This window comes from Rhodococcus pyridinivorans (assembly GCF_900105195.1).
Classification (GTDB): Bacteria; Actinomycetota; Actinomycetes; order Mycobacteriales; family Mycobacteriaceae; genus Rhodococcus; species Rhodococcus pyridinivorans.
The window spans coordinates 2,699,426-2,719,351 of sequence record NZ_FNRX01000002.1; the positions used below are offsets into that span (position 1 = coordinate 2,699,426).

Annotated in this window: 13 protein-coding genes, 3 rRNA genes and 1 pseudogene; all 17 read left to right on the top strand. The window is 66.6% G+C overall.

What is annotated here, in order from left to right; translation table 11 throughout:
- The first annotated feature begins 27 nt into the window (after positions 1 to 27).
- The 17 genes and pseudogenes from BLV31_RS12890 (at position 28) to xerD (ending at position 19,925) form a co-directional block, all read left to right on the top strand.
- Complete coding sequence (locus BLV31_RS12890; protein WP_039584036.1) at positions 28 to 249, top strand: Trm112 family protein; 222 nt, start codon at positions 28 to 30, stop codon at positions 247 to 249.
- Positions 234 to 884: a DNA-3-methyladenine glycosylase gene (locus BLV31_RS12895; RefSeq protein ID WP_064060177.1), complete on the top strand. Its 651-nt coding sequence runs from the start codon at positions 234 to 236 to the stop codon at positions 882 to 884. The genes BLV31_RS12890 and BLV31_RS12895 overlap by 16 nt, the downstream gene beginning before the upstream one ends.
- A gap of 15 nt (positions 885 to 899) precedes the next feature.
- Positions 900 to 2,177, top strand: a complete 1,278-nt coding sequence (tyrS, locus tag BLV31_RS12900; protein WP_064060178.1) for a tyrosine--tRNA ligase — start codon at positions 900 to 902, stop codon at positions 2,175 to 2,177.
- Positions 2,178 to 2,649: 472 nt separating this feature from the next.
- A 16S ribosomal RNA gene (locus BLV31_RS12905) occupies positions 2,650 to 4,171 on the top strand.
- A gap of 307 nt (positions 4,172 to 4,478) precedes the next feature.
- Positions 4,479 to 7,613 (top strand): 23S ribosomal RNA (locus tag BLV31_RS12910).
- Between the two features lie 109 nt (positions 7,614 to 7,722).
- A 5S ribosomal RNA gene (gene rrf / locus BLV31_RS12915) occupies positions 7,723 to 7,839 on the top strand.
- The 16S, 23S and 5S rRNA genes sit together here, the layout of an rRNA operon.
- A 659-nt stretch (positions 7,840 to 8,498) precedes the next feature.
- Positions 8,499 to 9,338 (top strand): annotated as a pseudogene (locus BLV31_RS24680) (tetratricopeptide repeat protein); the annotation flags it as partial.
- Positions 9,335 to 10,366, top strand: coding sequence for an HAD-IIA family hydrolase (locus BLV31_RS12925; RefSeq protein WP_064061546.1), 1,032 nt, complete (start codon positions 9,335 to 9,337; stop codon positions 10,364 to 10,366). The pseudogene BLV31_RS24680 and the gene BLV31_RS12925, both read left to right, overlap by 4 nt.
- Before the next feature lie 52 nt (positions 10,367 to 10,418).
- Entirely contained in the window at positions 10,419 to 10,649 is a 231-nt protein-coding gene (locus BLV31_RS12930; RefSeq protein WP_019289625.1) for a hypothetical protein, read from the top strand.
- Between the two features lies 1 nt (position 10,650).
- Positions 10,651 to 11,475 (top strand): TlyA family RNA methyltransferase, encoded by an 825-nt coding sequence (locus BLV31_RS12935; RefSeq protein WP_064061545.1) that lies wholly within the window; start codon positions 10,651 to 10,653, stop codon positions 11,473 to 11,475.
- The gene (locus BLV31_RS12940) at positions 11,472 to 12,416 is read left to right on the top strand and encodes an NAD kinase (RefSeq protein ID WP_006552721.1); all 945 of its coding nucleotides are present in this window, start codon (positions 11,472 to 11,474) and stop codon (positions 12,414 to 12,416) included. The genes BLV31_RS12935 and BLV31_RS12940 overlap by 4 nt, the downstream gene beginning before the upstream one ends.
- A 1-nt stretch (position 12,417) precedes the next feature.
- Positions 12,418 to 14,187, top strand: coding sequence for a DNA repair protein RecN (gene recN / locus BLV31_RS12945; RefSeq protein WP_006552722.1), 1,770 nt, complete (start codon positions 12,418 to 12,420; stop codon positions 14,185 to 14,187).
- Positions 14,188 to 14,272: 85 nt separating this feature from the next.
- Entirely contained in the window at positions 14,273 to 15,457 is a 1,185-nt protein-coding gene (gene steA / locus BLV31_RS12950; RefSeq protein ID WP_006552723.1) for a putative cytokinetic ring protein SteA, read from the top strand.
- Entirely contained in the window at positions 15,454 to 16,404 is a 951-nt protein-coding gene (locus BLV31_RS12955; protein ID WP_019289621.1) for a copper transporter, read from the top strand. The genes steA and BLV31_RS12955 overlap by 4 nt, the downstream gene beginning before the upstream one ends.
- A 159-nt stretch (positions 16,405 to 16,563) precedes the next feature.
- Positions 16,564 to 18,318: a CTP synthase gene (gene pyrG / locus BLV31_RS12960; RefSeq protein ID WP_024101113.1), complete on the top strand. Its 1,755-nt coding sequence runs from the start codon at positions 16,564 to 16,566 to the stop codon at positions 18,316 to 18,318.
- Between the two features lie 5 nt (positions 18,319 to 18,323).
- Positions 18,324 to 18,950, top strand: coding sequence for an NUDIX domain-containing protein (locus BLV31_RS12965; protein WP_006552726.1), 627 nt, complete (start codon positions 18,324 to 18,326; stop codon positions 18,948 to 18,950).
- A 3-nt stretch (positions 18,951 to 18,953) separates the two neighbouring features.
- Positions 18,954 to 19,925 carry a site-specific tyrosine recombinase XerD gene (gene xerD / locus BLV31_RS12970; protein ID WP_064061544.1) on the top strand — a complete coding sequence of 324 codons (972 nt, stop codon included), beginning with the start codon at positions 18,954 to 18,956 and terminating at the stop codon, positions 19,923 to 19,925.
- Position 19,926: the final 1 nt, after the last annotated feature.

Consider the following 19,926-nt stretch of genomic DNA (forward strand, 5'->3'; position numbering starts at 1 on the left):
TCGGTTCCGCCCTTCGAAAGGACATCCGTGGCTGTCGATCCCACGTTGCTGAGCATTCTGGCCTGTCCGGAGGACAAGGGGCCGTTGCTTCTCGTCGACGACGCCGTCCTGTACAACCCGCGACTGCGGCGGGCGTATCCGATCGAGAGCGGTATTCCCGTCCTCCTCGTCGACGAGGCGCGCGAGGTCAGCGACGCCGAGCACGAGGACTTCACCGCGCGCGGTGTCGCCGGATGGAGCACCGACTGAGCCGCAATCATCGATCCGTCCGCGGCGAACTCGAAAGACTCGATCCGGTCGAGGCTGCCGAAGCGCTGCTCGGAGCAACCATCCGAGTGGGGGAGACCGCCGTCCTGCTGACGGAGGTCGAGGCCTACGGCGGCCCCGAGGACGGACCGTGGCCGGACCCGGCCGCGCACTCGTACCGCGGACCGACCCCGCGCAATTCGGTCATGTTCGGACCAGCGGGACATCTGTACGTTTACCGCAGTTACGGACTGCACTTCTGCGCGAACGTCTCCCTCGGTCCCGACGGCACCGCCGCGGCGGTGCTGTTGCGCGGTGGTGAGGTGATCGCGGGGGAGCAGGCCGTCCGTTCCCGGCGCACGTCCGGCACGCCGTTCGCGAACCTTGCGCGCGGTCCGGGCAATCTCGCTGCTGCGCTCGGTCTCGATCTGGCCGACAACGGCATCGACGTGGATGGTTCCGACGCTCGGGTGCGGGTGGAACTCCCGGCCGAACCGCTGGTCGGGGAGGCCGCGCGGGGGCCGCGGGTGGGGATCAGCGTGGCGGCCGACAGACCGTGGCGGTTGTGGGTTCCCGGGGCGATCGGGGTCTCCGCGTACCGGCGCAGCCCACGCGCGCCCGCTGCGCCTCGAGCGTGATGGGATGATCGAACGGTGACTGAGCACATTCTCGACGAACTGACCTGGCGCGGGCTCATCGCGCAATCGACCGATCTCGACGCACTTCGAGGCGAACTCGACAAGGGTCCGATCACCCTCTATGCCGGTTTCGATCCGACCGGCCCGAGCCTGCACGCCGGTCACCTCGTTCCGCTCCTCGCACTCAAGCGTTTCCAGCGCGCCGGCCATCGGCCCATCGTTCTCGCAGGTGGCGCGACCGGCATGATCGGTGACCCGCGGGACGTGGGGGAGCGCACCATGAACTCCGCCGACACCGTCGCCGAATGGGCAGGGCGGATCCGTGGGCAGCTCGAGCGGTTCGTCGACTTCGACGACTCCCCGACGGGAGCCGTGGTCGTGAACAACCTCGACTGGACCAGCAAGCTGTCCGCGATCGACTTCCTGCGCGACATCGGGAAGCACTTCTCGATCAACGTGATGCTCGCCCGCGACACCGTCAAGCGCCGCCTCGAAGGTGACGGCATCTCGTACACCGAGTTCAGCTACATGCTCCTGCAGGCCAACGACTACGTGCAGCTCCGCCGCGAGTACGGATGTGCGCTTCAGGTCGGCGGTTCCGATCAGTGGGGCAATATCATCGCCGGCGTCGAGCTCAACCGCCGTACCGACGGCGAGAGTGTGCACGCCTTGACCGTCCCGCTCGTGACCTCGTCCGACGGCAAGAAGTTCGGCAAGTCCACCGGTGGTGGCAGCTTGTGGCTCGACCCGGAGATGACGAGCCCGTACGCCTGGTACCAGTACTTCGTCAACGCTGCCGACGCCGACGTCATGAAGTACCTGCGCTGGTTCACCTTTCTCGACAAGGACGAACTCGCCGAACTCGAGACCGCCACCACGGAGCGTCCGCACGCACGGGAGGCCCAGAAGCGACTCGCTGCCGAGATGACCACGCTCGTGCACGGAGCGCACAACACCGCAGCGGTCGAGTTGGCCAGCCGCGCCCTCTTCGGGCGAGGCGAGCTGGGCGAGCTGGACGAGCCCACGCTCGCGGCCGCCCTGACCGAGGCGTCCGTGACGGAGCTCCGCGCCGGCGAGCCGGACACGATCATCGACCTGCTCGTCGCGTCGGGGCTGTGCGAGAGCAAGGGAGCTGCGCGTCGCACCATCAAGGAAGGCGGCGCGTCGGTCAACAACGTCCGTATCGCCTCGGAGGAGTGGACCCCGCGCGACGGAGAGCTGCTGCACGGACGCTGGCTCGTCCTGCGTCGGGGCAAGCGGAACTTCGCCGGTGTGCGAGTCGTCCGCGACTGAGGCCTTTGCCGACGCTGGCGAGCCCCTGACCAGTGGATTTGACGGCGCGTTAGCGTCGGCGTAACTTAGTCGTCGTTCGAGCGACACCGAACAGCCCGCCGGACCGAGAGGTTCGGAAACAGGCATGTTCGATGTCGCATCGATCGGCTCTCACGGAAGAGAACGGGAAAGCAGCGATTTGCGTCCCTGAAATCGGACGTGATAGCTTAGAACGGTTGCCTCGGAGCGAGCCGGACAGGTGTCCGGTAACGTGATGATGTGTGCGTGTTCTTTGAGAACTCAACAGTGTGCCGATGAATGTCAGTGCCAAATAATATTTGGTGCGGCCACTTCACTTTTGTGGGTGGTTGTTGCTGGACATCGCATTCTTCCGTCTGCGGTGGTCCAGTGTTTGAGCTAGTTTGAGTTTTTTTGCTAGTGATTTGACTCTTTTGTCTTTGACTGATTGCCCCTTCGGGGTGATTGTGAGTCTTCAACGGAGAGTTTGATCCTGGCTCAGGACGAACGCTGGCGGCGTGCTTAACACATGCAAGTCGAACGATGAAGCCCAGCTTGCTGGGTGGATTAGTGGCGAACGGGTGAGTAACACGTGGGTGATCTGCCCTGCACTCTGGGATAAGCCTGGGAAACTGGGTCTAATACCGGATATGACCTCGGGATGCATGTTCTGGGGTGGAAAGTTTTTCGGTGCAGGATGAGCCCGCGGCCTATCAGCTTGTTGGTGGGGTAATGGCCTACCAAGGCGACGACGGGTAGCCGGCCTGAGAGGGCGACCGGCCACACTGGGACTGAGACACGGCCCAGACTCCTACGGGAGGCAGCAGTGGGGAATATTGCACAATGGGCGCAAGCCTGATGCAGCGACGCCGCGTGAGGGATGACGGCCTTCGGGTTGTAAACCTCTTTCACCCATGACGAAGCGCAAGTGACGGTAGTGGGAGAAGAAGCACCGGCCAACTACGTGCCAGCAGCCGCGGTAATACGTAGGGTGCGAGCGTTGTCCGGAATTACTGGGCGTAAAGAGCTCGTAGGCGGTTTGTCGCGTCGTCTGTGAAATCCCGCAGCTCAACTGCGGGCTTGCAGGCGATACGGGCAGACTCGAGTACTGCAGGGGAGACTGGAATTCCTGGTGTAGCGGTGAAATGCGCAGATATCAGGAGGAACACCGGTGGCGAAGGCGGGTCTCTGGGCAGTAACTGACGCTGAGGAGCGAAAGCGTGGGTAGCGAACAGGATTAGATACCCTGGTAGTCCACGCCGTAAACGGTGGGCGCTAGGTGTGGGTTTCCTTCCACGGGATCCGTGCCGTAGCCAACGCATTAAGCGCCCCGCCTGGGGAGTACGGCCGCAAGGCTAAAACTCAAAGGAATTGACGGGGGCCCGCACAAGCGGCGGAGCATGTGGATTAATTCGATGCAACGCGAAGAACCTTACCTGGGTTTGACATGTACCGGACGACTGCAGAGATGTGGTTTCCCTTGTGGCCGGTAGACAGGTGGTGCATGGCTGTCGTCAGCTCGTGTCGTGAGATGTTGGGTTAAGTCCCGCAACGAGCGCAACCCTTGTCCTGTGTTGCCAGCACGTGATGGTGGGGACTCGCAGGAGACTGCCGGGGTCAACTCGGAGGAAGGTGGGGACGACGTCAAGTCATCATGCCCCTTATGTCCAGGGCTTCACACATGCTACAATGGTCGGTACAGAGGGCTGCGATACCGTGAGGTGGAGCGAATCCCTTAAAGCCGGTCTCAGTTCGGATCGGGGTCTGCAACTCGACCCCGTGAAGTCGGAGTCGCTAGTAATCGCAGATCAGCAACGCTGCGGTGAATACGTTCCCGGGCCTTGTACACACCGCCCGTCACGTCATGAAAGTCGGTAACACCCGAAGCCGGTGGCCTAACCCCTTGTGGGAGGGAGCCGTCGAAGGTGGGATCGGCGATTGGGACGAAGTCGTAACAAGGTAGCCGTACCGGAAGGTGCGGCTGGATCACCTCCTTTCTAAGGAGCAACTCCTCATGCACCCCGAGTAGTCGGGGACGGTAAACGCATGCAGGCAGAGCCATTACGGATTCACAGGTAATCCGGTGGTGCTCATGGGTGGAACGCTGACAAGCATTTTCTTCACTACTGCGGGCCCGAGTGCCGGCAGGAAGAAAGTTATATCGGTGCACTGTTGGGTCCTGAGAGAACACGCGAGTGTTTGATCAGCGACGATGACTTACGAAGGCGGTTGGCCGTGTAGCCGGCGTTGGTAGGGGTTGTTGTGTGTTGTTTGAGAACTGCACAGTGGACGCGAGCATCTTTGTTGTAAGTGTTTATGAGCGTACGGTGGATGCCTTGGCACCAGGAGCCGATGAAGGACGTGGGAGGCTGCGATATGCCTCGGGGAGCTGTCAACCGAGCTGTGATCCGAGGATTTCCGAATGGGGAAACCCAGCACGAGTGATGTCGTGTTACCCGCATCTGAATATATAGGGTGTGTGGAGGGAACGTGGGGAAGTGAAACATCTCAGTACCCACAGGAAGAGAAAACAACATGTGATTCCGTGAGTAGTGGCGAGCGAAAGCGGATGAGGCTAAACCGAGTACATGTGATACCTGGCAGGGGTTGTGTATTCGGGGTTGTGGGGTTCGTTGTGTCGGCGCTGCCATGCCGGCCGACAGTGAGAAATCGTCGTGTTAGTCGAAGTGGTCTGGAACGGCCTGTCGTAGAGGGTGAGAATCCCGTAGACGAAAACACGGTGACTGTCGATTCGAATACCCGAGTAGCACCGGGCCCGTGAAATCCGGTGTGAATCTGTCGGGACCACCCGATAAGCCTGAATACTCCCTGGTGACCGATAGCGGACTAGTACCGTGAGGGAAAGGTGAAAAGTACCCCGGGAGGGGAGTGAAATAGTACCTGAAACCGTGCGCTTACAATCCGTCAGAGCCGATGCACGATTCAGTTCGTGGTGGGTGATGGCGTGCCTTTTGAAGAATGAGCCTGCGAGTTAGTGGCATGTCGCGAGGTTAACCCGTGTGGGGTAGTCGTAGCGAAAGCGAGTCCGAATAGGGCGCATGTAGTGGCATGTTCTAGACCCGAAGCGGAGTGATCTACCCATGGCCAGGGTGAAGCGATGGTAAGACGTCGTGGAGGCCCGAACCCACTTAGGTTGAAAACTGAGGGGATGAGTTGTGGGTAGGGGTGAAAGGCCAATCAAACTCCGTGATAGCTGGTTCTCCCCGAAATGCATTTAGGTGCAGCGTCGCGTGTTTCTCACCGGAGGTAGAGCTACTGGATGGTCTAGGGGGCCCACAAGCTTACCGAAATCAGCCAAACTCCGAATGCCGGTGAGTGAGAGCGCGGCAGTGAGACTGCGGGGGATAAGCTTCGTAGTCGAGAGGGAAACAGCCCAGATCGCCGGCTAAGGCCCCTAAGCGTGTACTAAGTGGAAAAGGATGTGGGATCGCTGAGACAACCAGGAGGTTGGCTTAGAAGCAGCCACCCTTGAAAGAGTGCGTAATAGCTCACTGGTCAAGTGGTTCTGCGCCGACAATGTAGCGGGGCTCAAGTACACCGCCGAAGCCGCGGCACTCACACAACACCCCGGAAGGGTTACGGCTTTTCCGGCAGTGGTGTGGGTGGGTAGGGGAGCGTCGTGCAGCCGTGGAAGCGCCGGAGTGATCCAGGTGTGGAGGCTGCGCGAGTGAGAATGCAGGCATGAGTAGCGAAAGACGAGTGAGAAACTCGTCCGCCGGATGACCAAGGGTTCCTGGGCCAGGTTAATCCGCCCAGGGTGAGTCGGGACCTAAGGCGAGGCCGACAGGCGTAGTCGATGGACAACGGGTTGATATTCCCGTACCCGTGTATTCGCGCCCAATGGCGAATCAGTTGTGCTAACCGTCCAAAAGTTTCCGCTGTTCCTTCGGGAATTGTGGGGATGGCTGCACGGGACCCTGATTGTAGTAGTCAAGCGATGGGGTGACGCAGGAAGGTAGCTGGGCCAGGTGATGGAGTACCTGGTGTAAGCCGGTAGGGCGAATGGTAGGCAAATCCGCCATTCATGCAGCCTGAGAGGTGATGCGTACCCGTTGAGGGGAATTCAGTGATCCTATGCTGCCGAGAAAAGCCTCTAGTGAGTTGGTACACGGCCCGTACCCCAAACCGACACAGGTGGTCAGGTAGAGAATACCGAGGCGATCGAGAGAACTGTGGTTAAGGAACTCGGCAAAATGCCCCCGTAACTTCGGGAGAAGGGGGACCACGCCCGGTGACCGGACTTGCTCCGTGAGCTGGGGGTGGTCGCAGAGACCAGAGAGAAGCGACTGTTTACTAAAAACACAGGTCCGTGCGAAGTCGTAAGACGATGTATACGGACTGACGCCTGCCCGGTGCTGGAAGGTTAAGAGGACCGGTTAGCGGAGCAATCCGCGAAGCTGAGAATTTAAGCCCCAGTAAACGGCGGTGGTAACTATAACCATCCTAAGGTAGCGAAATTCCTTGTCGGGTAAGTTCCGACCTGCACGAATGGCGTAACGACTTCTCTGCTGTCTCGACCACAGACTCGGCGAAATTGCATTACGAGTAAAGATGCTCGTTACGCGCGGCAGGACGAAAAGACCCCGGGACCTTCACTATAGCTTGGTATTGGTGTTCGGTTCGGTTTGTGTAGGATAGGTGGGAGACTGTGAAGCTCATACGCCAGTATGGGTGGAGTCGTTGTTGAAATACCACTCTGATCGTATTGGACCTCTAACCTCGGACCATGATCTGGTTCAGGGACAGTGCCTGGTGGGTAGTTTAACTGGGGCGGTTGCCTCCCAAAATGTAACGGAGGCGCCCAAAGGTTCCCTCAGCCTGGTTGGCAATCAGGTGTCGAGTGCAAGTGCACAAGGGAGCTTGACTGTGAGACTGACAGGTCGAGCAGGGACGAAAGTCGGGACTAGTGATCCGGCACCGGCATGTGGAAGCGGTGTCGCTCAACGGATAAAAGGTACCCCGGGGATAACAGGCTGATCTTCCCCAAGAGTCCATATCGACGGGATGGTTTGGCACCTCGATGTCGGCTCGTCGCATCCTGGGGCTGGAGTAGGTCCCAAGGGTTGGGCTGTTCGCCCATTAAAGCGGCACGCGAGCTGGGTTTAGAACGTCGTGAGACAGTTCGGTCTCTATCCGCCGCGCGCGTTAGAAACTTGAGGAAGGCTGTCCCTAGTACGAGAGGACCGGGACGGACGAACCTCTGGTGTGCCAGTTGTCCCGCCAGGGGCATGGCTGGTTGGCTACGTTCGGAAGGGATAACCGCTGAAAGCATCTAAGCGGGAAGCCTGTTCCAAGATGAGGTTTCTCACCCCCTCGAGGGGGTAAGGCCCCCGGCAGACCACCGGGTTGATAGGCCGGAACTGGAAGCCCAGCAATGGGTGGAGGTGACCGGTACTAATAGGCCGAGGACTTACCACGAAGATGTTACGCGTCCACTGTGCGGTATCTGAAACAACACACACAGATCCGAAAATCCTGCAGCAGCAGGTGATTCGAGGAATCTGCGTGGACTATTGTTTCATAGAGTTACGGCGGTCATAGCGACAGGGAAACGCCCGGTCCCATTCCGAACCCGGAAGCTAAGCCTGTCTGCGCCGATGGTACTGCACTCGACAGGGTGTGGGAGAGTAGGACACCGCCGAACACCCGTTCCGAAAGGGGACCCACTCGTTTGGGTCCCCTTTCGTGTTTTCATGAGAGGATTTTTCTGTGTCCGACGGCAACGGTGAACGTCGGTCCTTCAGGAGTGGAGGATCCACTCCGTGGTCGGGCCGCAAGAACGAGCGCGAGGAACGCGCCGGCGACAGCCGCGACGAGCGCGCACCCCGCGACCGCGACGAGCGCGCACCCCGCGACCGCGACGAGCGTGGACGCGGCGACGACCGCCGGCAGGGTGGCTACGGATCCGCCGGACGTTCGTCCGGACGAGACGACCGTCCGCAGCGCGGTGACGATCGGCGCCCGCACCGGAGCGACGATCGGCGCCCCCAGCGCAGTGACGATCGGCGCCCCCAGCGCAGTGACGATCAGCGCTCCCAGCGTGGCGACGACCGCCGTTCCTTCCAGGGCGGAGACCGCCGGGATCGCGGCCGCGACGACGCTCGTTCCGGTCGCAGCGACCGTCCCTACCGCGAACGTTCCGGAGGCGACGACCGCCCCCGCCGCAGCGATGACCGGTCGAGCCGCGGCGACGAGCGTGGTCGGCAGTACGGCGACCGTCCCCGTCAGGGTTCGGACCGTCCCGGCGGTGAGCGCAGCTACGGCAACCGCGACGATCGTCGTGGCGGCGACCAGCGAGGCAGTGACCAGCGAGGTGGCGGCGACCGGCGAGGCTATTCCGGCGACCGCCGTGGCCCCCAGTCCGGTGACCGTCGTGGCGAGGGAGCACCCCGTCGTCGTGGCGGTGAAGGTGGATTCGGTCCGGGTCGCGGGCGCGATGGCGTCGCACCGCAGCGTCGCGATGCACGTCCGGACGAGCCGGACATCCCCGACGACGTCGAGGCATCCGAGCTCGACCCGACGATCCGCCGCGATCTGCTGAGCCTGGACAAGTCGAACGCGAACTCCGTCGCCCGGCATCTGGTGATGGCCGGTCGTCTGCTCGACGACGATCCTCGCGCCGCGCTCACCCATGCTCGCGCCGCCCGTCAGCGCGCCGGCCGTATCGCGGTCGTCCGCGAGGCCGCCGGCATCACCGCCTACCACGCCGGGGAGTGGGCGGAGGCGCTGTCCGAACTCCGCGCAGCACGTCGCATGTCCGGTGGTACCGGACTGCTCGCCGTAATGGCCGACTGCGAACGCGGTCTCGGTCGCCCCGAGAAGGCGCTCGAACTGGGCCGGAGCGAGGAAGCTCGCAAGCTGACCGGCGACGAGGCGACAGAGCTGCGGATTGTCCTCGCCGGTGCCCGCATGGATCTCGGTCAGTACGACCAGGCCGTCGTCACCCTGCAGACGCCCGATCTCGACCCCGAGCGGACCGGTACACCGGCTGCCCGTCTCTTCTACGCCTACGCCGACGCTCTCGTCGCCGCCGGGCGGACCGAAGAAGGCCTGCAATGGTTCCTGCACTCCGCAGGCGCGGACATCGAAGGCGTCACCGACGCCGAGGAGCGGGTGGAGGAGCTCACCGGAGAGTCGCCGTGACCGACGGCACCGACGTTTCCGGCAGTACGGCTTCCAGCGACAGTCTGCGTCGGATCTACGACGTCCTGCTGCTCGACCTCGACGGCACCGTCTACCGGGGCGCCGAACCCGTCCCGGGTGCCCGCGAGGCGCTGGCCGCCGGTGACGACACCGTTCTGTACGTGACGAACAACGCCAGCCGCCGGCCGTCGGAGGTCGCCCTGCACCTGCGAGAACTCGGCTTCCCGGCCGACGACTCGTCGGTGGTGACGAGCTCGCAGTCCGCTGCGCGCCTGCTGGCCGAGCGGTTCCCGGCCGGCGTTCCGGTGCTCGTCGTCGGCACCGAGGCCCTGGCCGAGGAGGTGGCCGGTGTCGGCCTCACCCCGGTTCGGTCCGCGGACGCGCATCCGGTGGCGGTGGTGCAGGGGCATTCCCCGGACACCGGATGGGCGATCCTGGCGGAGGCGACGCTCGCCGTCCGCGCAGGCGCTCTGTGGGTGGCCACCAACGTGGACTCGACTCTGCCGACCGAGCGCGGACTCGTCCTCGGCAACGGGTCGATGGTCGCGGCGGTGCACAACGCCACCGGCGCGACCCCGATCGTGGCGGGCAAACCTGCAGCTCCGCTGCTCGAGGACGCGATCCGTCGCGGCGGTGCCCGTCGTCCCCTCGTCATCGGTGACCGGTTGGACACCGACATCGAAGGCGCCAACGCCGTCGGTGCGGATTCCCTGCTCGTGCTGACCGGGGTCAGCACCGTCGACGATCTGCTGCGGGCTCCGGCCGAGCAGCGCCCGACCTACGTCGCGGCCTCGCTCACGAGTCTCGATCAGCCGGCCGACCGGCTCCGTGTCGCATCGCACGACTCGTGGGACGTCACGGTCGTCGGGGGTGATCTTCACCTCGCCGCCGCGCCGTCGGCCGCCGATCCGATGGAGGCGCTGCGGGGTCTGCTCGACATCGCCTGGGCCAACCCCGGATTCGGACAGGTCCGTCCGGTGGACGAGCGGGCGCGGTCCGTCGTGGACGCGTGGGCGGCGACGGTCTGATCCGCACCGGAGGGTGTAGCCCGGTCGCATCCATCGACTAGCGTGGACGGCGATGAGCACGCCGATTCCACGTCCGGGCGAACACCTTCCCGGCGCACGCCCCACCGTCGATCCCGCACACGTCCGCGAGGAGGTCGACGCTTTGCTGGCGCGTGTCCGCGAGGGCGCATCCGTCCCCGGTGCCGAGAGCGCCGATCAGTCCGTGCTGCTCGAGCAGGCCGACCTGCTCGAACGAGCCCACGAGGTCCTCGTGCAGGCTTTGTCGACCGTGGACAAGATCTGACGTGGCACGCCGGGCACGCGTCGACGCGGAACTGGTGCGGCGGGGTCTGGCGCGCTCACGCGAGCACGCCAGCGAACTGATCGCCGCAGGTCGGGTGCTGATCGCCGGCACCGTGGCCTCCAAACCGGCGACCGCCGTCGAACCGAACACGCCGTTGATCGTCACCGAGGGGAGCGACGAGGTCTCCTGGGCGTCCCGCGGTGCCCGCAAGCTCCTCGGCGCCCTCGAGGCGTTCACGCCGCAGGGGTTGCAGGTGTCGGGGCGTCGCTGCCTCGACGCCGGCGCGTCAACCGGCGGTTTCACCGATGTCCTGCTGCACGAGGGTGCCGCGGAGGTCGTCGCAGTGGACGTCGGCTACGGCCAGCTGATCTGGCGCCTGCAGTCCGACGAGCGTGTCCACGTGATCGATCGAACGAATGTGCGTAGCATCGACGCGGAGACGATCGACGGGCGTGTCGACCTGGTGGTCGCGGACCTGTCGTTCATCTCGCTGAAGTTGGTGTTGCCGGCGTTCGTCGCCTGCGTCGCCCCCGGCGGCGACCTGCTGCCGATGGTCAAACCGCAGTTCGAGGTGGGCAAGGACCGCGTCGGCAGCGGTGGCGTGGTGCGCGATCCGGCGCTGCGCACCGAGGCGGTGCTCGACGTCGCGCGCGAAGCGCAACGCCAGGGTCTGCTCACCCTCGGAGCGGTGGCGAGTCCGCTGCCCGGACCGTCCGGGAACGTCGAGTACTTCCTGTGGCTGCGGGCCGGAGAGCCGGGGCCGGCGGAACTCGACCCTGCGGTGGTCGAACTGATCGAGCGTGCGGTGCAGGAAGGACCACAGTGAGCGAAGAGACCGCCGCGGAGGGCGCGGTGCGATCGGGCCGGGAGATCCTGCTGGTCTCCCATTCGGGGCGCGACGAGATCGCCGGCACCGCGCTGCGGGTCGCCAAGATGCTCGGTGAGGCCGGTATCGGTCTGCGCACCCTCGACGACGAGGCGGTGAGCAACGGACTCGGCGTCCTCGCCCTGCCGGGCAGTTTCATCAGCGTCGTCGAACCGGGACCGGAGGCGGCCGCCGGCTGCGAGATGGTGATCGTCCTCGGGGGCGACGGCAGCTTCCTGCGGGCCGCCGAACTCGCGCAGTACTCGGCGGTGCCCGTCCTCGGGATCAACCTCGGCCGCATCGGTTTCCTCGCCGAGTCCGAGGCCGAACACCTCGAGGAAGCGCTCATGCAGGTGGTGCGCCGCGAGTACCGCGTCGAACAACGCATGACGCTCGACGTGACGGTGCGCATGGACGCCGAGGTCCTCGACCGCGGGTGGGCGCTCAACGAGGCGAGTCTCGAGAACAAGTCGCGGCTCGGGGTCCTCGAGGTGGTGCTCGAGGTCGACGGTCGTCCGGTCTCGTCGTTCGGCTGCGACGGTGTCCTCGTCGCCACCCCGACGGGATCGACGGCCTACGCCTTCTCGGCCGGCGGACCGATCGTCTGGCCCGAACTCGAAGCGCTGCTGGTGATCCCGAGCAACGCACACGCTCTGTTCGCGCGCCCGCTGGTAACCAGCCCCGAGTCGATCATCGCCGTCGAGACCCTCGCCGGCGGCCACGACGGGGTGGTCTTCTGCGACGGTCGCCGCATCATCGACGTCCCGGCCGGGGCCCGGCTCGAAGTGGTGCGAGGATGCGATCCGGTCCGCTGGGTGCGGCTCGATTCGGCACCGTTCGCGGATCGGATGGTGCGCAAGTTCGAACTTCCGGTGAAGGGCTGGCGGGGAAGGAAACTCTGAGATGCTCGCAGAGATCCGGATCGACAACCTGGGTGTGATCTCCGAGGCGTACGCGCGCTTCCACGGGGGACTGACGGTGCTCACCGGCGAGACCGGTGCCGGCAAGACGATGGTCGTCACGAGCCTGCATCTGCTCTCCGGGGTGCGCGCCGACCCCTCCCGGGTACGGGTCGGCGCCAACCGCGCCGTGGTCGAAGGACGCTTCGAGATCGAACCGGCGCCCAGCCACATCGAACAGCAGATCGCCGAACTGCTCGAGGCCACCGGCGCCCAGCGCGACGAGGACGGCAGCATCATCGCCGTGCGCACCGTCGGTAGCGACGGCCGCTCCCGCGCCCACCTCGGCGGACGCAGCGTGCCGGTGGGGGTGCTGTCCGAATTCACCGGGCCGCTGCTGACCGTGCACGGCCAGAACGACCAGCTGCGGCTCCTGCGTCCCGACGAGCAGCGCGCCGCGCTCGACCGGTTCGGCGGCAAGACCGTCGCCGGTCTGCTCGACCGCTACCGAACCCGGCGACGCCGCTGGCTCGAGGCCCGCGCCGAACTGCAGGAACGCACCGAACGGTCGCGTGAGCTCGCGCAGGAGGCCGATCGCTTGCACTTCGGTCTCGACGAGATCGACCGCGTCGCACCCGAACCGGGGGAGGACACCCGCATCGTCGACGAGGTGCGGCGCCTGTCCGACCTCGACTCGCTGCGCGAGGCGGCCACCGTCGCGCACAACGCCCTCGCCGGCGACGACAGCGGCGACGCCGACGCGTACTCGGCGGCACTCGACCTGCTCGGCGAGGCCCGCGCCCGCCTCGAGGGCTGCGACGATCCCGCCCTGCGCGAGCTCGGGCCCCGCCTCGGCGAGGCGATCGCGGTGGTCACCGACGTCACCGGCGACATCTCCGGTTATCTGTCCGACCTGCCGTCCGACCCGAGCGCGCTCGAGACCCTGCTCAACCGGCAGGCGGAACTGAAGAACCTCACCCGCAAGTACGCCGCCGACATAGACGGCGTGCTCGAGTGGGCGCGCGAGGCCCGCGAACGCCTGTCCGGACTGGACGTCTCCGCGGAGGCGATCGACAAGCTCGCCGCCGAGGTCGACGCGGAGGCCGCCGCGACCGCGGAGACCGCCACCGCGCTGTCGGCGGCGCGGCACAAGGTCGCCGGCAAACTCGCGAAGGCCGTGAGCAAGGAACTGTCCGGCCTCGCGATGGGGCGCGCCGTGCTCGACGTGCACATCGCCGACCGCGCGGCGACCGTGAGCGACACCGCCCCGCTGTCGGTCGGCGACCGGCTCCTGCACGCCGGCGAATCCGGGATCGACGAGGTGGAGTTCCGGCTCGCTCCGCACAGCGACGCCCCGGCCCGCCCGCTCGCCCGCAGCGCGTCCGGCGGTGAGCTCTCCCGCGTCATGCTCGCCCTCGAAGTGGTGCTCGCCGGTTCCGAGCGCGGCGCGACGATGGTCTTCGACGAGGTCGACGCCGGGGTCGGTGGCCGCGCCGCCGTCGAGATCGGCCGGCGTCTCGCGCGCCTGTCGCGCACCCACCAGGTCATCGTGGTCACGCACCTGCCGCAGGTCGCGGCGTTCGCCGACACCCATCTCGTCGTCGACAAGGTCGACGACCGGGCTGGGGTGATCAGCAGCGGGGTGCGCACCCTCAGCGAGGAGGAGAGGGTTACCGAACTGGCCCGCATGCTCGCCGGTCTCGACGATACCGAGACCGGACGTGCGCACGCCGAGGAACTGCTGGCCGTCGCCCACGCCGAGCGCACCGGCTGACCCGCCCGGCGCGCCGGGGTGATGTTCACACGACTACCGGCGCGCCTCCACAACCTCACTCGTATACCGGCGCATCATCTCTTGCATGAAGATGCCGGCGCTGCTGTCCCGTAACAACGAAACGTTGCCCGGAGTGAGTGGCATTGCCCGGGTCGACAGGAACACCGCGAAGCTGCTGCGCCGGATCGGTCCCGGCGACGTGGTCGTCCTCGACGCCATCGACCTCGATCGTGTCACCGCCGACGCGCTCGTCGAGGCGGGCGTCACCGCGGTGATCAACGCGTCCCCGTCGATCTCGGGCCGGTACCCGAATCTCGGTCCCGAAGTGATCGTCGCGCACGACATCGTGCTCGTCGACAACGTCGGCACCGAGGTCTTCAAGAAGATCAAGGACGGCGCGAAGGTCCGGGTGCACGAGGGTGGCGTGTACGCGGGGGAGAAGCTGCTCATCGAGGGCGACGAGCAGACCGACATCGAGATCTCCGACCGCATGATCGAGGCGCGAACCGGGCTCGTCGATCATCTCGAGGCGTTCTCGGGCAACACCATCGAGTTCATCCGCTCGGAGAGCCCGCTGCTCATCGACGGCGTCGGCATCCCCGACATCGACCTGGACCTGCGCGACCGGCACGTCGTCGTCGTCTCCGACGGCCCCGGGCATGTGCAGGACCTCAAGGATCTCAAGCCGTTCATCAAGGAGTACTCACCGATCCTGGTGGGCGTCGGCCCCGGCGCGGACGCCCTCTCCAAGGCGGGCTATCGCCCCGACCTCATCGTCGGCGACCCCGACGAGATCGGCACTTCCACCCTCAAATCGGGCGCCGAAGTGGTGCTGCCCGCCGACCCGGACGGCCACGCCCCGGGTCTCGAGCGGATACAGGATCTCGGCATCGGCGCGATGACCTTCCCCGCCGTCGGCACCCCCACCGACCTGGCGCTGCTGCTCGTCGAGCATCACGGTGCGGCGCTGGTGGTGACCGTCGGCAGCACTGTCTCGCTCGACGAGTTCTTCGACCACGGCCGTCGCGACACCAATCCGTCGGCGGTGATGACCCGTCTGAAGGTCGGGCCGAAACTCGTCGATGCGAAGGCGGTGGCCACCCTCTACCGCAGCCGCGTCTCGGGCGGCGTGATCGCCCTGCTCGTCTTCGCGGCCCTCATCGCCGTGATCGCCGCACTCGCCGTGTCCAATCTCGGTGCCGACGTCGTCGAACTCGCCCGGCAGTGGTGGGACTCCGCCGTCGAGTGGATTCGGGGTCTGCGCGCGTGATCTCGATGCGCCATCACGTCGTTTCCCTGGTGGCGGTGTTCCTCGGCCTGGCGGTCGGGATCGTGCTCGGCTCCGGATTGCTGGCCGACAGCGTCGTCTCCGGCTTGCGCGACGACAAGGCCGAGCTGCGCCGCGAGATCCAGGAGGCCGAGGACCACGGCAGCCGGCTCGAGGCACAACTGCTCGCCGCCGACGGGTTCGACTCGACCGTCGGCCCGCGGATCGTGCGCGACGAACTCCTCGACCGCACCGTCCTTCTCGTGACCACCCCGGACGCCGCACCCGAGGACGTCGACGCCGTCGTGCGGTCCGTCGGTGATGCCGGCGGCCGGGTCACCGCCCGGATCGCGCTGACCGATTCGTTCGTCGACGCCTCCGGCACCGACCAGCTCCGCACAACCGTCACCAACGTCGTGCCCGCCGGCGTGGAACTGCAGACCGGCGCCGTCGACCCGGGCAGTCTCGCCGGGGATCTGCTCGGCGCGGTGCTGCTCGTCGATCCGGGCACCGGGCAACCGCGCAGCACTCCCGAGGAACGCGCCCTCGCCCTGACCACGCTGCGCAGCGGCGGTTTCGTCACCTACGAGGACGGTCAGGTCGAACCGGCCCAGAGCGCCCTCGTTGTCACCGGCGACCACAGCGGCAACGCCGAACGCGCCGGCAATCGCGGGTCGCTGATCGCGCGCTTCGCCGGAGTCGTCGACGGCCGCGGCGCCGGCGCGGTGCTCGCCGGCCGCACGGGGGCAGCGGAGGGCAACGGACCGATCGCCGTCGTGCGGGCCGACGCCGCGCTCGCCGCGGGCCTGTCCACGGTCGACAATCTCGACCGCGAATCGGGGCGCCTGACGACGGTTCTGGCGCTGCGCGAGCAGTACGACGGGGGCACCGGCCGGTACGGGACGGGGCCGAGCGCCACCGCCGTCACCGTCGGCTCCCCGGCCCGCTGAGCGTCGCCGCCTGTGACGTCGATTGCACCGGGGGTCGGCAATCGCGAGTCGGGTACGCGCCCGCCCACGGAGGTGTTACCGTGAAGTTCCGTGGGTCGGCAGGCCCCAGCTGTATCGCATCAGTCCAAAAGTCCTGCACCTGACGTCACGGGAGCTTCTTTGCCACAGTCACGCCACTCGCGTACCCCTACCAAGCACATCTTCGTCAGCGGGGGCGTCGCGTCCTCTCTCGGCAAGGGGCTCACAGCGTCGAGCCTGGGCACTCTGCTCACCGCACGCGGCATGCGCGTGACGATGCAGAAGCTCGACCCGTACCTCAATGTCGACCCCGGCACGATGAACCCGTTCCAGCACGGTGAGGTCTTCGTCACCGAGGACGGCGCCGAGACCGACCTCGACGTGGGCCACTACGAGCGCTTCCTCGACCGCGACCTGTCCGCCGACGCGAACGTCACCACCGGGCAGGTGTACTCCACGGTCATCGCCAAGGAACGCCGCGGCGAATATCTCGGCGACACCGTGCAGGTCATCCCGCACATCACCGACGAGATCAAGCGCCGCATCCTCGCGATGGCCGCACCCGACTCCGAGGGCCAGACCCCCGACGTGGTGATCACCGAGATCGGCGGCACCGTCGGCGACATCGAGTCGCAGCCCTTCCTCGAGGCCGCCCGCCAGGTGCGCCACGAGGTCGGCCGCGACAACTGCTTCTTCCTGCACGTCTCGCTCGTGCCCTATCTCGGGCCGTCCGGTGAGCTGAAGACCAAGCCGACCCAGCACTCGGTGGCCGCGCTGCGCAACATCGGTATCCAGCCCGACGCGCTCGTACTGCGCTGCGACCGCGACGTGCCGGCCTCGCTCAAGGCGAAGATCTCGCTGATGTGCGACGTCGACGTCGCCGGCTGCATCTCCTGCCCCGACGCGCCGAGCATCTACGACATCCCGAAGGTGCTGCACAGCGAGGGACTCGACGCCTACGTCGTGCGCCAGCTCGGCCTGCCCTTCCGGGACGTCGACTGGACCGTGTGGGGCAACCTGCTCGAGCGGGTCCACAACCCCCGCGAGACCGTCGAGGTCGCGCTCGTCGGCAAGTACATCGACCTGCCCGACGCCTACCTGTCGGTCACCGAGGCGCTGCGCGCCGGCGGTTTCGCGCACCGCGCGAAGGTCAAGATCCGCTGGGTCGCCTCCGACGAGTGCGAGACCGAGGCCGGTGCCGAGAAGCACCTCGGCGACGTCGACGCCGTCCTGATCCCCGGCGGCTTCGGCATCCGCGGCATCGAGGGCAAGCTCGGCGCCATCCGGTTCGCCCGCACCCGCCGGATCCCGCTGCTCGGCCTGTGCCTGGGCCTGCAGTGTGTCGTCATCGAGGCCGCGCGGTCGGTCGGCATCGAGGACGCGTCGTCCACCGAGTTCGATCCCGACACCACCGCCCCGGTGATCTCCACGATGGCGGACCAGGAACAGGCGGTCGCCGGTGAGGCCGATCTCGGCGGCACCATGCGTCTCGGTGCCTACCCGGCCACGCTGAAGAAGGGCTCGGTCGTGGCCAGGGCCTACGGCAGCGAGCAGGTCTCCGAACGGCACCGGCACCGCTATGAGGTCAACAACGCCTACCGCGACAAGATCGCCAAGTCCGGTCTGGTGTTCTCCGGCACCTCCCCGGACGGGCGGCTCGTCGAGTTCGTCGAGTACCCGGCCGAGCAGCATCCGTTCTTCGTCGCCACCCAGGCGCACCCGGAACTCAAGAGCCGGCCCACCCGCCCGCACCCGCTGTTTTCCGGCCTCGTTGCCGCGGCACTGCAGTACAAGGCGGCCGAGCGACTCCCGGTCGACATCCACGGCGAGAACAGCACCTCCGAGGAATCGGTCGGCTCGACCGCGTCGACGTCCACCGCCGGCGACGCCGAGTAGTCGACATGGCGCAGCGACACGACTTCCGCACCCTGGACAGCCGGCGGATCTACACGGGCGCCATCGTGTCGCTGCGCGTCGACAACGTGGCGATGCCCGACGGGCACACCGCCGAACGCGAAGTGGTCGAACACCACGGTGCGGTCGCGGTGGTGGCCGTCGACGAGAAGGACCGGGTGGTGCTCGTGCACCAGTACCGGCACCCGCTCGGCCGGCGACTGTGGGAACTGCCCGCCGGGCTGCTCGACGCACCCGGCGAGGACCCCCTCGACACCGCCCGCCGCGAACTCGCCGAGGAGACCGGCCTGGCCGCCGCCGACTGGGAACTCCTCGTCGACATCGCGCTCTCACCCGGATTCACCGACGAAGCCGTGCGCGTCTTCGCCGCCCGCGGCCTGAGCGAGGTCGACCGGCCCGAACCCGAGCACGAGGAGGCCGATCTCGAGGTCCGCCGCGTCCCGGTGGACGAGGCCGTGGCGATGGTGCTGCGCGGGGAGATCGTCAATGCCACCGCGGTGTCCGGTCTCCTCGCGTTCGCAACCGCCCGCGCGACGGGCACCGCGACCCGCGCACCGGACGCGCCGTGGCCGGACCGGCCCACCACCTTCGCCCGCACGCGCGCGGAGGGGTGAGCAGTGCTGCCCGGTGAGGAGCGTCCCGCCACGCAGGTCGCTCCGCAGCCGTCCCCGACACTCACCGGGCAACTCGACGCCTATCTCGCGCACCTGACCGTCGAACGGGGGGTCGCGACGAACACCCTCGCCTCCTACCGCCGCGACCTGCTGCGCTACGTCGAACACCTCACCGACATCCACATCGGTGACCTCGCCGACGTGCACGAACACCACATCAGCGACTTCGCCGCGAGCCTGCGCCGCGGAGACCCGGAACGCAACCGCCCGGCGCTGGCAGCGAGCTCGGCCGCCCGCGCCCTGATCGCCGTGCGCGGCCTCCACCGCTTCGCCGCCGCCGAAGGACAGACCCCGGTCGACGTCGCCCGCACCGTCAAACCCCCGGCGCCCGGGCGTCGCCTGCCCAAGGCGCTGACCGTCGACCAGGTCACCGCGATCCTCGACGCCGCCGGCCGCGACGCCGACGGACCCCGCAGCATGCGCGACCGCGCCCTGCTCGAACTGCTGTACTCCACCGGCGCCCGCATCTCCGAGGCCGTCGGGCTCGACGTCGACGACATCCACACCGAATCACGCTCCGTGCTGCTGCGCGGCAAGGGCGGCAAACAGCGACTCGTCCCGGTCGGACGCCCGGCGCTCGGCGCGCTCGACGCCTATCTCGTGCGGGGACGACCCGCCCTGACAACCGGCCGCACCGCCGCGGTCTTCCTCAACGCGCGCGGCGGCCGCCTGTCGCGGCAGAGCGCGTGGAAGGTGCTGCAGACCGCCGCCGAGCGCGCCGGAGTCGACGTCGGGGTGTCGCCGCACACGCTGCGGCACTCCTTCGCGACGCACCTGCTCGACGGTGGCGCCGAGGTACGCGTGGTACAGGAGTTACTGGGGCATGCTTCTGTGACGACCACGCAGATATACACCCTGGTCACCGCCGGTGCCCTCCGCGAGGTATGGGCGCAGGCGCATCCGCGGGCACGATGAC